Genomic DNA, 13,704 nt, shown 5'->3' with positions numbered 1-13,704 from the left:
GCAGTAGGCATCACCCTCCCCCTTCCCTCGCCGTAGTCATCGTCCCGGCCGTCAGCCGCGCCGCCAGCGCACCGAAGGCGACGGTCACCGCTGCCAATCCCGCCAGTCCATAAGCAGCTGCATAGCCGCTTGCCGCGATCACCGGCTGAGAGACCAGTGGCGAGAGGAACTGGCCGAGGAAGATGCTCGATACCAGCAAACCGGAAATCCGTCCGCGCGATTGCGGCGGCGCGAGCATCATGGCGGCTGCCGCGAAGTTCGGCATGATCGTTCCCATGCCGATCCCCGAGATCGCCATGCCGACGAGAACGCCCGCATAGTGCTCCGAGATGGAGAACATCAGGAAGGCCGAGCCGATCGAGCCGAAGGCGAGCGCGAAGACCCCCATGATGCCAAGCACGCGCCGGAAGCGGGCAAAGACCAGGGCGCTGACGACTCCGATCGCCACGCCCGCAAGGCTGGGTGCCGCAACCCCGATATCCTTCAGGAAGAAGGGAAGCTGTGTGGGGATCATGTAGAAGATGATCATGTTGAAGACTGCGGCGGCAAACAGCATCGCCAGGAGGATGATGCCCCTTGCCCCGAGCCGGCCCGCCTGTCCCTTCACGGTGGCGGTCGCCACCCGCACCGGCTCGGATATGAACAACAGCACGGCAGGCAGCACCAAAAAGGCAAGCGCATAGATGAGGAAGGGCGCGCGCCAATGCATTTCCGCAAGGAAGCCGCCGCCCGTCAGGAAGATCGTTCCGCCGACGCCGACGAAAGCCTGCTGCAGGCCCATATAGCGGTCGCGCGCCGGCCCGGTGAAGAAATCACCGACCAGCGCGGTGCTGACGGTCATGATGCCGCCGACGGCAAGCCCGAGCACGGCGCGGCCGATCAGCAATCCGGTGAGCGTCTGGGCGAAGAGACCGGAGCAGCCGGCTATCGCAAAGAGCGAAAGTGCTGCGACCAGCAGCGGCTTGCGCCCGAAACGGTCGATCACCAGGCCGGCGATAGGCGAGAAGGCAGCGATGAAGATCGCCGGCAGCGTCAGCACGAGACGGCTCAACAGCGCCACGTTCGGCACGTCCGCGAACCGCGTCTCGATGCCGGGAAGCGAGGCCGAGATGGTCGCTCCGGACATGATCGTCAGCGTGCTTAACGAAAGCAGCGTGGCATTGCGGTAGCTTTCCGGCACCAGCCTTACAGGCGATGTTTGCAAAGTGGCGGGTCTGTTCAGCATCAGACAGCCTCCTCGACGACGAGCGCCTCGCGGCCGGCCTTCAGCGTCGAAGCCCACCATGTGAGCTGCCTCGCCAGTTTTTCGAGCTGCCGGGCAGCCCGCTGCGGCTCATACAGGTTTCCGGCGTCGTCGAATTTCTCATGGGCATGGGCGAAGCTGACGCTTTCGCGGATCGCCACTGTGCCGAGCTCGGCAAAGACCTGGCGCAACTGCTCCACCGCGCGAAGGCCTCCCGATACGCCGCCATAGGAGACGAAGCCGACAGGCTTGCCCCACCAGGGCTCATAGAACATGTCGATGAGCTCCTTGAGCGCCGCCGTATAGCCGTGATTGTACTCCGGCGTGACGACCAGGAAGGCATCGGCACGGGCAAGATCGCGCGCAATCCTGGCCTGCATGTCCGCCTTCGCATTGCGCGTCTCGGCGGCCAGGTCAGCGGGATCGACGATCACGATATCCGCCGCCATCATCTCGGGCAGGTGCGTCAGCACCCAATCGGCGACGACATCGCAGAAACGGCCAGGCCTCGCGCTGCCATAGATCAGCGCCACGGTGATTTTTGTTTTCATCGGAGATTGCTCCCGGGCTTTCGGTTCATGGGAGCACCTGCTATAAAACCTCAAGTAATATTGAGGTCAATAGCAGCGATGAAGAAAACTCCGGACCGGCGCATCCCCCTTGAACTGACCGTGGGCGAAGTGGCTGAGCGCAGCGGCGTCGCGGTCTCGACGCTGCATTTTTACGAAACCAAGGGATTGATAAAAAGCTGGCGCAACCGCGGCAACCAGCGGCGTTACCCCCGCGTCGTGTTACGTCGGGTCGCCGTCATCAAGGTGGCGCAGCGAACAGGCATCCCGCTCGCCGATATCGCCGAGGCGCTGTCCGTCCTGCCGCACGATCGGCCATTGACCGCCAAGGACTGGCAGCGGCTTTCCGAAACGTGGAAACGGCAGCTTGACGCGCGCATCGAGAGCCTCACCGCGCTCCGGAACCATTTGACCGACTGCATCGGCTGCGGCTGTCTCTCGATGCACGAATGCCCGCTGCGCAATCCTGATGACGTTCTTTCGGAACAAGGCGCAGGCCCACGACTTCTACCCTTGGAGGATTTTACAGAACCTTCCGCCGGCTAGCGCATTCTACCCGGAAATGTCCGACGTCGTGTCTGTCGAATTCTTTTCGGAAACCCTCGCCGAAAGCATTGTAAGGATTGGCCGGCCGGCGTTATCATCCTTAGCCGGCAAACCGGATTCCGGCATTTCCGGTTCGGCCATCTGGGGAGCCGCATGGAATCCACCATCGTCATCGTGAACCTGCTGGGCGCCGTCGCCCTTCTGCTGTTCGGCCTCGCGCAGGTGAAGGATGGGGTCTCGCGCGCCTTCGGCCCGAAACTCCGCACCGGCCTCGCGACCGGAACCCGCAATGGTCCGCGTTCCTTCCTCTCCGGCTTCGTGGCAACGGTCGCGCTGCAAAGCTCCACCGCCACCGCCCTCACCGTCGCCTCCTTCGTGGAGCGCGATCTCATCCGGCCGCGCATGGCGCAGATCGTGCTGCTCGGCGCCAATGTGGGAACGGCCGTCACGGCCTGGATCGTGGCGACCGGCATCGAATGGCTCTCGCCGCTCGTCATCCTGGCCGGCCTCATCCTCCATCGCAGCGGATCGAGCGCCCGCCAGGGCGGCGGCGCCGCGCTGATCGGCGTAGGTCTGATGCTGCTTTCGCTGCATCTTCTGTCGGCCGCAACCGAACCGATGCGGAGTTCGCCGGCGCTTGCCGCCTTCATCGGCCTTCTCGACAATGCCTGGCCCGTGGCGCTGCTTCTCTCCGCCGGTCTCGCCTTCGTGTCCTCTTCCAGCCTTGCGATGGTGGTGCTGATCCTGTCGCTTGCCTCGACCGGCATCCTTTCGGCCGGGCTGGTCATCGTGCTGATCCTCGGCGCCAATCTGGGCGGAGCCGTGCCGCCCGTCATCGCCACCCTTTCCGGCCCCGCGGCCGCCCGCCGCATCACGCTCGGCAATCTGACCGTTCGCGCCATCGGCTGCCTTATCGCGCTGCCGCTCGCCGGCTACGGCGCCGAGTTCCTGCAGACGCTGCCGCTTTCGCCGCAGAAGCTGCCGGTCGACGCCCATCTGATCTTCAACGTCCTGCTTGCCGCACTCGCCTGGCCCTTCTCCGGCTTGATCTCGGACCTGATGACCCGGCTCGTCCCCACGGAGGAAAGCGCGGAAACCGGTCCGCGCTTCCTCGATCCCGATGCGCTCGAAACGCCGGTCGTGGCGCTTGCCAATGCCACGCGGGAGGTGCTCGGCGTCGGCGATCTCATCGAGCGGATGCTGATCCGCACCGAAAACGCTTTCAAGCACAATGATCTGGCTCCATTGCAGGAGATCGAAACGCTCGAAAAGCGCGTCGACCTGATCCAGCAGGAGGTGAAACTTTATCTTTCGAAGCTTGGGCGCGGGGGATTGGATGACGAGAATGCGAGGCGCTCGATCGCCATCATCGATTATGTCATCAATCTGGAGCATATCGGCGACATCGTCGAGAAGGGCCTCTGCGGCGAGGTCAGGAAGAAGATCGACAACGGCCTGAAATTCTCCGACGACGGCTATCGGGAGCTGGAAAACCTGTTCAATCTCACGGTCGATAACCTGCGCGTCGCCCAGACCATCTTCGTCACCGGCGATTTCGATCTCGCCCGCCAGCTTATGGAGATCAAGGTCAATGTGCGCCACATGGAGAAACAGTCAGCCGAGCGGCATCTGGAACGCCTGCGCGACGGCAAGCTGGAAAGCCTGCAGACAAGCTCGCTGCACCTCGACCTGCTGCGCGACCTGAAGCGTATCAATGCGCATATTGTCTCCGTCGCCCATCCGATCCTGGACGATAGCGGCGTGCTCGTTGAAAGCCGTCTGAGACAGGCCGAACCGCGTTCGTGAGATATGGAAACCCGGCCTAATCGGCCGAAGGCAGCCGCCGCATGGTGAATTCGATCCGGTCGCCCTCGAGTTGGCGCCAGCTTTCCACCTCGGTCCAGTATGCGGCTTTCGGAAAGGCGTCGAACCATTCGCGCGCCTTCTCGCGCGCTTCCTCGCGTGAAAGCAGGAAGGTTTCGCGAACGAACATGCCCGACGGCTTGCCGGCCTTCTCCTGCCGATGCCGGTCGATCCTGCGCTTCAGGCCGTCAAGTGGCGGCGGTGTCTGTTTCGCCATGCACTTCACCTCTATGGAGGCAAGATAATGCGCCGTCAGATTCTTTGCGAGTCCGATTTTTCAGGCGTATGACGGCGCGTCAGTCTGGCGAATGGCTCGGGAAAGCCATTGCTGCTAATGACGCTTTCAGAAAGACGAATCGCACCATGGGGTGAGACGATGGAACGGCCGGTACTGCCGAAGGGGCTGCACGCGGATATCGAGGAGAAGAAGGCCACCGCCAAGGCCTGGTTCGAGAGCTTGCGCGATACCATCTGCGCATCCTTCGAAACCCTGGAGGACGAGCTGGCCGGCCCCCTCTCCGACCAGCAGCCCGGCCGCTTCGTAGCCAAGGACTGGCTACGTGACGACGGCGCGGGCGGCGGCGGCAGGATGTCGATGATGGAAGGCCGCGTCTTCGAGAAGGTCGGCGTCCACACCTCCACCGTTTACGGTGAATTTTCTGCCGATTTCCGCAGCCAGATCCCCGGCGCCGAGGAAGACCCGCGTTTCTGGGCCTCCGGCATTTCGCTGATCGCCCATCCGATCAATCCCAATGTGCCGGCCGTTCACATGAACACCCGCATGGTGGTGACGACCAGCCAATGGTTCGGCGGTGGCGCCGACCTGACGCCGGTTCTGGACCGTCGCCGCGAGCAGACCGATCCCGACAGCCTGCTTTTCCATCGCGCCATGGAAATCACCTGCGGCCGCCACGCCACCGTCGCGGATTACGGCCGCTACAAGCAATGGTGCGACGAATATTTCTTCCTGAAGCACCGCAACGAGCCGCGCGGCATCGGCGGCATCTTTTTCGACTGGCTGCATTCGGAAGAAGAAAAGGGCGGCTGGGACGCCGATTTCGCCTTCGTGCAGGATGTAGGTCGGGCCTTCAGCCTCGTCTATCCCAAGATCGTCCGCTCCAACTTCAACCAGCCCTGGACGGAAGATGACCGCGACGAGCAACTCATCCGTCGCGGCCGTTATGTGGAGTTCAATCTCCTCTACGACCGCGGCACCATTTTCGGTCTGAAGACGGGCGGGAATGTCGAATCCATCCTGTCTTCGCTGCCTCCGGTGGTGCGCTGGCCTTGAGCGCTTCGCATAGCGAGCACCATGGGGCCGGCGGAGGCAAATCGACACATTTTCGTTAACGAATTTGATACCCAGAACCGCCTGTCGGTGTTAACCTTCGCGCTGGTAGCACCGGAGGAGGATCGCCATGACAGCGAACAAGCCAGTGCCTAATCTCTCCGAGAGCCGGACCGGCATCCCCGCTCTCGCCAATCCCGAGACGATCGATCGTCTCGCGACGGAAATGCGGGCCCGCAGCGGCAGCGAATTGCCCTATTCCTTCTGCGTCGAACAGGTGAAACGCCAGCTTTCCCTCAGGATGGCCGGCGCCACGGCGGCCAATGATTCAAGGCCGCCGGTGGTCGCGGATGAAGACAGGGCAGCCGCGGTCTTCCGCGCCTGGGCACTGTCCGAATGAAGGCGGGCCTGGAACGGGTTCGTAATTGACGAGTTATCCCGGACACCGTGGCGCGGAAGGAGACGCGCCGCGGCAGGTATTCGTTTGATAACAGGAGGAAAAGGGATGAGACTGTTCGAATGCGGCACGCTCGTGCCCGGCTGCCAATGGCACACCCGAGCCGATCAAGATGCCGAAGTCGTGCGCCGGGCCGTGGAGCATCTGCGCACCGATCACGGCGAGGACATCATCCGCGAGAACATGGTCGAGAATATCAAGGCCCGCATACGCGACGAAACTAAACCGGACGCGGCCTGAACCGCCGATTACGGCTGGTCACGCAGCATTTCCTCAAGTCGGGCGGCAAGCGCCGCCCGGTCGGGCACGAAATTGCGCTCCATCCAGAATTTCTCCAGCGCGGCGAGGATCTCGCCCACCCTTTTTCCCGCCGGCACGCCTGCCGCCAGCACGTCCGCACCGCTTAACGGGAAGACGGGCTTGCTATAATTCCCTGCCCTGTCGAGCAGCACGGAAAACCGTGCGGATTTCCGCATCGCCACCGGATCGCCTTCCGCGCCGGAACGCGCGGCCGCAAGCGCCAGCTTGAGGCACATGAGGATGCCTTCCTTGCCGTGCCGGTAGAGCAAACGGTCGAAGCCGATATCCGTCACCTCGTCCGGCAGGTTTGGCGCGGCCGCCCAGGCGGCAAGTTTCGCAGCCTCCGCATTCGACATTCTCAGCCGCTTCGAAAGAACCTCGATACGCTCCGCGTCGGGCGGTACGATGGCGGCGAGCCGCAGTAGCGGATCGGGCGCCCAGCCGAGACCCTGCTCGCAAGCGACAAGTCCGTGAATGCCGTCTATGCCCCATTTCTCGGTTTCCGGCAGAATTTCCGTCAGCACGCCCGTCTGGCGCATCCAGAGAAGCGCACGCGAGGGATCATGGGCCGAAAGCAGCTTCTTCGTCTCGGCCCATACCCGTTCGGCCGAGAGCATCGAGAGCCTGTCCTTGGCGCGCGCACAGGCCCGCAGGCCATCGGCATCGGGCCGCCCCGAACCGTAATGGGCGAAGAACCGGAAGAAGCGCAGGATGCGCAGATGATCCTCGGCAATCCGCGTCGCCGCATCGCCGATGAAGCGGACGGTGCGGCTTTCGATATCCGCAAGTCCGCCGACAAGGTCCACCACCTCACCCTTGCCATCCGCATAAAGCGCGTTGATCGTCAGGTCACGGCGCTCCGCATCCGCCTGCCAGTCGGTGCCGAAAGCGACCTGCGCATGGCGGCCATCGGTTGCGACATCGCGGCGCAACGTCGTCACCTCGTAGCCATGGCCATCCGCAACCAGCGTCACCGTGCCGTGGTCGATTCCCGTCGGCACGGCCTTGACGCCTTCCGCCCTGGCCCGTTCAACCACAATTTCCGGGAGCAGCGTGGTCGCGATGTCGATGTCGCCGACCGGCAGCCTCATCAGCGTGTTGCGCACCGCGCCGCCGACCACGCGCGCTTCCCCGCCATCGGCATTGAGCAGGGAAAGAATCCTCTGCAAGGCCGGATCGCGGAACCAGTCTTCGTCGGCAATGCTCGTCATGCATAGAGCCTTTCATAGAGCGTGCGCAGGATTCCGGCCGTGATACCCCAGATTTTCCGCTCGCCATAGGGCATCAGGTAGAAATGCCGCTCGACCCCGTTCCATACGCGGCTGCCGCGCTGATGGTTCGCCTCAGTCATCAGAAAAGATAGCGGAACTTCAAATATTTCGTCCACTTCCTTCGGATTCGGCCTCAACTCGAAGCCTCGCCGCACGACCGAAAGCACGGGCGTGATGCGGAAGCCCGTCGCGGCGAAATAGGTGGGCAGCCGCGCCAGCGGTTCCACGAAGGAGCGGTCGAGACCGATCTCCTCTTCCGTTTCCCTCAGCGCCGCCTGTTCGGGTGAAATGTCGGTGGGATCGATCGCGCCTCCCGGGAAGGCGATCTGCCCCGAATGCTTTCTGAGGCTCGCCGTCCGTTGCGTGAGGATGACCTTCGCCTCCTCGCCATCGTCTATCACCGGCACGAGCACCGCCGCATCACGCAGTTTCAGGCCTTCCACCTGCGTCACGATATCCGGATTGAGCAGATGATCGCCATGGTCCCGCCATGCATGATCGATCGGGCCGCCGTTCTGGTGAAGGGCGCGATGGCGGAATTCATCGGCTGAATAAAGGGGGAATTCACTCATCTGGAAAGGGCGTCGAGTTCGGCTTCCGGCATCACCGGAAAGACCTGGTTTCCAGAGCGTATGGCGAACATGGGAACACCGTCGATCTCGACCGCCTCGCCGAGCTCGACCAGGTCGTACATCACGGCCCTGGAAACCAGCGCCTCCAGCCGCCCGCGCACCAGAAGATAGGGTTTTAGCTCCCGGTTCTCGCCATGCACGACGAAACGCAGCGGGTGCTCCTCGCCCGCCTCCACCACGTCGCCCACATTGGTGCGGAAGGTGAGCACCTGCCTGCCCTCACGTTCGGTAACGTTCATCTCGACTGCCAGGAAGGGCGCGTCCACGACGCGGATGCCCACCTTTTCGACGGGCGTCACCAGATAGGTCTTCCCGTCCTCGTCCCTGCGCAGCACGGTGGAGAAGAGCCGCACCAGCGGAGCCCGCCCGATCGGCGTGCCCATGTAGAACCAGGTGCCGTCCGCGCGGATTTCCATGTCGAGATCGCCGCAGAAGGGCGGGTTCCACTTTTCGACGGGAGGGAGCCCGCGCTTTTCCTTTCCGGCCTGCCCCCCAACCTGCTCCGCGGCGCGCGAGATCATCGCCGCAAGGCCGGCGGCATCCGATGCGGAACTGATCGTTTCCCTCGCCATCTTTCAGTCTCGGTTCCCGCGTAAGCAATTGTTCCTCACGAGATAGTCATTCGAAACGCGCTTGTCAGCCACATTTCGGGTAATAAGTTTGTTTGGATGAAGCGTGTGCTGCACCGCAGCGATTCGTCGAACCCGCGCATAAGGCAGCGGGGAAAGGCCTGAGGAGAACGACATGGGCATGATGAATTCCACCGAAACCGTTCTCGACGAGAAGGCCATTATCGCCGCTGCGGAAAACGCCCTTTCGGATATCGCCGCGATCCGCGCCGAGGTGGCCAAGGTCATCTTCGGCCAGGAGAACGTGGTGGAAAACACCTTGCTGGCCGTGCTTTCCGGCGGCCATGCGCTTCTCGTCGGCGTTCCGGGTCTGGCCAAGACCAAGCTCGTTACCACCCTCGGTGCCGTTCTCGGCCTCGACGCCAACCGCATCCAGTTCACGCCTGACCTGATGCCCTCGGATATCCTGGGATCGGAAGTCATGGATCAGGACGAGAGCGGCCGGCGCTCCTTCCGTTTCGTCAAGGGTCCGGTCTTCGCCCAGCTTCTGATGGCCGACGAGATCAACCGCGCCTCGCCGCGCACCCAGTCCGCGCTCCTGCAGTCCATGCAGGAATATCACATCACCGTCGCCGGCCAGCGATATGACCTGCCCGCCCCCTTCCATGTGCTCGCCACCCAGAACCCGCTGGAGCAGGAAGGCACCTACCCGCTTCCGGAAGCCCAGCTCGACCGCTTCCTGCTGCAGGTGGACGTGCTCTATCCGGAACTTGACGCCGAACGGCAGATCCTCTTGGAAACCACCGGACTTTCGGAAACCAAGCCTCGCGGCATCATCGACGCGGCGCGGCTCCAGGAAATTCAGACCCTGATCCGCCAGATGCCGGTGAGCGACAAGGTGGTCGATGCGATCCTCAATCTCGTCCGCTCCGCCCGCCCCGGCCACGGCAATGCCGCGACGGACAAGCACGTCGCCTGGGGCCCGGGCCCCCGCGCCGGCCAGTCGCTGATGCTGACGGCCCGCGCTCGCGCGCTCTACGAAGGCCGGCTCGCCCCTTCGCTCGACGATGTCTATGCGCTTGCCGAACCCGTGCTCGAACACCGGATGGCGCTTAATTTCGCGGCGCGCGCCGAAGGCATGTCGGTGCGCGACGTCATCGCCAATCTGGTCAGGGAAGCCCGGGGCTGACGTCCCTCATGCGGGCTTAGAAAGGACAGCGCGTGGCATCTATCGGCCAGATCGTCGAGCAGACACCGAGCAGCGAAGTCCTTTCCCGTGCCCAGGCGCGGGCGGTGCTCGTGCCCGATTGCATGGTGGAGGCCAAGCGCATCGCCAATACGGTGATCGCCGGCTGGCACGGCCGCCGCAAACGCGGCATCGGCGAGAATTTCTGGCAGTTCCGGCCGTATGCCGAGGGCGAGAGCCTGTCGCGCATCGACTGGCGTCGCTCCGCCCGCGACGACCATACCTATGTCCGCGACCGAGAATGGGAAGCCGCCCACACGATCTGGCTCTGGGCCGACATGTCGCCCTCCATGATGTACAAGTCCACCTTCGGCACGGTCTCCAAGGAAAGCCGGGCGCTGGTGCTGATGCTGGCGCTCGCGGAAATCCTCGCCCGCTCCGGCGAGCGGATCGGCTGCCCCGGCATCATGGAGCCGATCTCGGCGCGCAACGCCGCCGAACGCCTGGCGACCGCCATCATCCACGCGCCGCTGACGACCGGGCTTCCCGAAACCGGCATGATCCGCGGCCACAGCGATATCGTCCTGATCGGCGATTTCCTGGATGATGCAGACCGGGTGATGGAACGGATCGCACCGCTCGGCCGCCGTGGGCTGCGCGGCCATCTGGTCGAGATAGCCGATCCGGCGGAGGAGATTTTCCCGTATAACGGCCGCACGGAATTCACCGACCCGGAGACCGGCGAGAAGCTTGTGTCCGGCCGCGCCGAGACGATCCGGGATGAATATCGGCGTGCCTATCTCGCCCGGCGTGAAAATTTGGGCCTGTCGCTTCGCAACCTTGGTTGGAGTTTCGTGTTCCATCGGACGGATCACCTTGCATCCGAAGCCCTGGTTGCCGTGCATAGCTATCTCTCCGGCTTGCCGGCGCAAAAGCCGATCGGAGGACGATGATGGGCGCTCTCGCCTTTGCCTATCCGGCCATCCTGCTGGGCCTTCTGTCCCTGCCGGTCATCTGGTGGCTGCTGCGGCTCACCCCGCCACGCCCCAAGACCGAGGTTTTTCCGCCGCTGAAGATCCTGGCGAGCGTGTTGAAGCGCGAGGAGACGCCGTCCAAGAGCCCCTGGTGGCTGACGCTGCTGCGCATGCTGCTCGCCACCGCCGTCATCCTTGCCATCGCCGATCCGGTCCTGAACCCGCGCGCCGGCTCGCTCAACGACTCCGGCCCGCTCGTGCTGGTCATCGACAACGGCTGGGCGAGCGCCACGGACTGGGAACGCCGCGTCGAAACCGCAAGCACGCTGATCGACGACGCCGAAAGCGCCGATCTGCCCGTCTCGATCACCTTCACCGCCGATACCAGCCATGACGCCACCCCCGGCAGCGCCATCGCCGCCCGCGACAAGCTCGGCGCGGCAAGGCCGCAGCCGCTCGTGCCGGACAGGGCGCGCACCGCGGAGGCGATAAGCGGAGCGATGAACGGTACCCGCCCCGGCACGCTGGTCCTGCTTTCCGACGGCGTCGCCGTTGCGGGAGATGAAGAGGCCATGTCGGCCCTGGCAGGTATGACGCCCACGGAAATGCGCGTCATAGAGGGTGATGGACAGGGCGCGGTTGCCCTTACCGGCGCCGTCAACAACGCCGGCGCGATGACGGTCACGGGAACCCGGCTCTCCACCGCAGCCTCGCGGAGCCTTACCGTGAACGCGCTGGATACCCAGCGCCGGGCGCTTGCTTCCGGTACGCTCGAATTCTCGGCCGGCTCGGCAACCGCCACGGCAGAAATCGACGCCCCCTTCGAGCTGCGCAACGATTTTGCCCGCCTCGGCATCGAGGGGCTGGCGACCGCCGGCTCCGCTCACCTTCTGGACGACGGCTTCAAGCGCCGCCGCGTGGCACTGCTCGCCGGCGAGAGCGGCAGCGACTTTCAGCCGCTCCTGCAGCCGCTCTACTATATCAGCCGGGCGCTTTCGCCCTATGCGGATGTCATCCAGCCCAATACCGCCGATCTGTCCGTCTCCATCCCGCAGATCCTGGAAGGCAATCCGTCAGCCATCATCATGGCCGATGTCGGCCGTCTGCCTGCCGAGACCTACGAACCGTTGCAGCAATGGATTTCGCGCGGCGGCACGCTGATCCGTTTCGCCGGCCCGCGGCTGGCCGCAGCCCCGGCGGACGATCCGCTCGTCCCCGTCATCCTGCGCCAGGGCGAGCGCGCGCTCGGCGGCGCCATGTCCTGGTCGGAACCGCAGCCGCTCGCGGATTTCCCGTCGTTCGGCCCCTTCGCCGGCATGCCGCGCGCCGCCGATATCACCGTCACCCGGCAGGTCCTTGCCGAGCCGACGCCAGACCTTGCGGAACGGACCTGGGCAAGCCTTGCCGACGGCACCCCGCTCGTCACCACCCGTGATGTGGAGGCCGGCCGCATCGTGCTCTTCCACACCAGCGCCGAGGCGACCTGGTCGAACCTGCCGCTCTCCGGCAACTTCGTCGAAATGCTGCGCCGGGTCGTCCAGATCTCGCGCGCCGGCGGCGCTTCGACCTCCGGCGGAACGGCGGATGCCGCCGCGACCTTGCCGCCCTATCGCCTGCTCAATGCGGATGGCATCCTGACCACCGAAACCGGCACGGCACGGCCGATCGCCATCTCCGCCGGTCAGACCCCGGTCGCGAGCTTCGATCATCCGCCCGGCCTCTACGGCACGGAGGACGGCTTCTCGGCGGTCAACCTGCTTGCTCCGGGCACGGTCCTTTCACCGTTCGATCCGGCGGCGGGCGGCGTTCCAGTCGTTCGCGAAGGTTTGATCGGCGGAGAAGCGCTGTCGCTTCGCCCTGCCCTCTTCGCGCTGGCCTTCGCTCTGCTCATCCTCGACAGCATCGTCGTGCTCTTCATGAACGGCGTCTTCTCGCGGTTGCCTCGCGTCCCGCGCGCCGGCCGTACGACGGCGACGATCGTCGCGTTTGCTGCCGCCCTCCTCGCCTTCCAGCCCGGCGAGCTCCGCGCGCAGGATGCCAAGCCAGGCGACGAGCAGATCCTGGAACGTCTCGATACCACCCATCTTGCCTATGTCGTCACCGGCGAGGCGGACGTGGACCGCATTTCCGAACAGGGGCTGGAGGGTCTGAACCAGTTCCTCACCTATCGCACGACCCTGGAACCCGGCGCTCCAGTGGGCCTCGATATCGCCCAGGACGAGCTTTCCTTTTACCCCATCATCTACTGGCCGATCTCGGCCTCCGCCCCCATGCCTTCGCAGGCCGCGATCTCGCGCATCGACGCCTATATGCGCAACGGCGGAACCGTGCTCTTCGATACAAGGGACCAGTATTCGGCGCTCGACGGCGGCGGAACCACCCCGAACGGCGAGCGGCTGCAGGCGATCCTTGCCAATATCGACATCCCGCCCCTGGAGCCGACCCCGGAAGACCATGTCCTGACGCGGTCCTTCTATCTGCTCACCAATTTCCCCGGCCGCTATACCGGCAGCCCGCTATGGGTCGAGGCCCGGCAGGAAGCCCGCAATACCGGCTCGCAGCTTTCCTCCTCCGGGGACGGGGTGACGCCGCTCCTCATTACCGGCAACGACCTTGCCGGCGCCTGGGCCGTTGATAGCCAAGGCATAGCCGTGCTGCCGACCGTGCCGCCGGACGAAATGCAGCGCGAATACGCCTACCGCGCCGGCGTCAACATCATGATGTACATGCTGACCGGCAACTACAAGGCAGACCAGGTGCACGTGCCGGCGCTGCTTGAACGGCTGGGCCAGTGAGGGAGAAGCGG

Annotated in this window: 14 protein-coding genes; 8 read left to right on the top strand and 6 right to left on the bottom strand. The window is 64.3% G+C overall.

The genetic code is table 11. From position 1 onward, the window contains the following. Positions 1 to 10: 10 nt before the first annotated feature. Together ACE04I_RS23495 and ACE04I_RS23490 are read right to left on the bottom strand one after the other, a co-directional pair. Positions 11 to 1,225, bottom strand: a complete 1,215-nt coding sequence (locus tag ACE04I_RS23495) for an MFS transporter (RefSeq protein ID WP_487207647.1) — start codon at positions 1,223 to 1,225, stop codon at positions 11 to 13. Continuing rightward, complete coding sequence (locus ACE04I_RS23490) at positions 1,225 to 1,794, bottom strand: NADPH-dependent FMN reductase (protein ID WP_046795498.1); 570 nt, start codon at positions 1,792 to 1,794, stop codon at positions 1,225 to 1,227. The genes ACE04I_RS23495 and ACE04I_RS23490 overlap by 1 nt, the downstream gene beginning before the upstream one ends. A 78-nt stretch (positions 1,795 to 1,872) precedes the next feature. On the opposite strand from ACE04I_RS23490, the gene soxR reads away from it, so the two are divergent. Together soxR and ACE04I_RS23480 are read left to right on the top strand one after the other, a co-directional pair. After that, positions 1,873 to 2,358, top strand: a complete 486-nt coding sequence (soxR, locus tag ACE04I_RS23485; RefSeq protein ID WP_046795499.1) for a redox-sensitive transcriptional activator SoxR — start codon at positions 1,873 to 1,875, stop codon at positions 2,356 to 2,358. 153 nt (positions 2,359 to 2,511) lie between these two features. Further along, positions 2,512 to 4,164 carry a Na/Pi cotransporter family protein gene (locus ACE04I_RS23480; protein ID WP_046795500.1) on the top strand — a complete coding sequence of 551 codons (1,653 nt, stop codon included), beginning with the start codon at positions 2,512 to 2,514 and terminating at the stop codon, positions 4,162 to 4,164. 16 nt (positions 4,165 to 4,180) lie between these two features. On the opposite strand, the gene ACE04I_RS23475 is transcribed toward ACE04I_RS23480, so the two are convergent. After that, positions 4,181 to 4,438 carry a hypothetical protein gene (locus ACE04I_RS23475; protein ID WP_046795501.1) on the bottom strand — a complete coding sequence of 86 codons (258 nt, stop codon included), beginning with the start codon at positions 4,436 to 4,438 and terminating at the stop codon, positions 4,181 to 4,183. Between the two features lie 159 nt (positions 4,439 to 4,597). On the opposite strand from ACE04I_RS23475, the gene hemF reads away from it, so the two are divergent. The 3 genes from hemF (at position 4,598) to ACE04I_RS23460 (ending at position 6,206) form a co-directional block, all read left to right on the top strand. After that, a complete protein-coding gene (hemF, locus tag ACE04I_RS23470; protein ID WP_046795597.1) occupies positions 4,598 to 5,512 on the top strand; it encodes an oxygen-dependent coproporphyrinogen oxidase in 915 nt (304 codons plus the stop codon). Between the two features lie 127 nt (positions 5,513 to 5,639). Then, on the top strand, positions 5,640 to 5,909 hold the full coding sequence (locus ACE04I_RS23465; protein ID WP_046795502.1) for a hypothetical protein: 270 nt from the start codon (positions 5,640 to 5,642) through the stop codon (positions 5,907 to 5,909). A 105-nt stretch (positions 5,910 to 6,014) separates the two neighbouring features. Next, the gene (locus ACE04I_RS23460; RefSeq protein WP_487207646.1) at positions 6,015 to 6,206 is read left to right on the top strand and encodes a DUF1059 domain-containing protein; all 192 of its coding nucleotides are present in this window, start codon (positions 6,015 to 6,017) and stop codon (positions 6,204 to 6,206) included. Between the two features lie 8 nt (positions 6,207 to 6,214). Here ACE04I_RS23460 and ACE04I_RS23455 read toward each other — a convergent pair whose 3' ends face one another. Genes ACE04I_RS23455 through ACE04I_RS23445 form a run of 3 tightly spaced genes read right to left on the bottom strand, consistent with a single transcriptional unit; the run spans position 6,215 to position 8,741 of the window. Next, complete coding sequence (locus ACE04I_RS23455; protein ID WP_487207645.1) at positions 6,215 to 7,477, bottom strand: CCA tRNA nucleotidyltransferase; 1,263 nt, start codon at positions 7,475 to 7,477, stop codon at positions 6,215 to 6,217. Beyond that, positions 7,474 to 8,109, bottom strand: coding sequence for a CoA pyrophosphatase (locus tag ACE04I_RS23450; protein ID WP_046795505.1), 636 nt, complete (start codon positions 8,107 to 8,109; stop codon positions 7,474 to 7,476). The genes ACE04I_RS23455 and ACE04I_RS23450 overlap by 4 nt, the downstream gene beginning before the upstream one ends. Beyond that, a complete protein-coding gene (locus ACE04I_RS23445) occupies positions 8,106 to 8,741 on the bottom strand; it encodes a DUF1285 domain-containing protein (RefSeq protein WP_046795506.1) in 636 nt (211 codons plus the stop codon). The genes ACE04I_RS23450 and ACE04I_RS23445 overlap by 4 nt, the downstream gene beginning before the upstream one ends. Before the next feature lie 172 nt (positions 8,742 to 8,913). Between ACE04I_RS23445 and ACE04I_RS23440 the strand changes: the two genes are divergently transcribed. From ACE04I_RS23440 to ACE04I_RS23430, 3 genes are read left to right on the top strand one after another with little or no spacing between them, the layout of a single operon-like run. Next, positions 8,914 to 9,927: an AAA family ATPase gene (locus ACE04I_RS23440; RefSeq protein WP_046795507.1), complete on the top strand. Its 1,014-nt coding sequence runs from the start codon at positions 8,914 to 8,916 to the stop codon at positions 9,925 to 9,927. 32 nt (positions 9,928 to 9,959) lie between these two features. After that, entirely contained in the window at positions 9,960 to 10,877 is a 918-nt protein-coding gene (locus tag ACE04I_RS23435) for a DUF58 domain-containing protein (RefSeq protein ID WP_046795508.1), read from the top strand. Further along, on the top strand, positions 10,877 to 13,693 hold the full coding sequence (locus tag ACE04I_RS23430; protein WP_487207665.1) for a DUF4159 domain-containing protein: 2,817 nt from the start codon (positions 10,877 to 10,879) through the stop codon (positions 13,691 to 13,693). Before ACE04I_RS23435 ends, ACE04I_RS23430 begins: the two co-directional genes overlap by 1 nt. Positions 13,694 to 13,704: the final 11 nt, after the last annotated feature.

Source organism: Rhizobium moroccans, from assembly GCF_057559155.1.
This window is presented reverse-complemented; position numbering and strand designations above follow the sequence as displayed.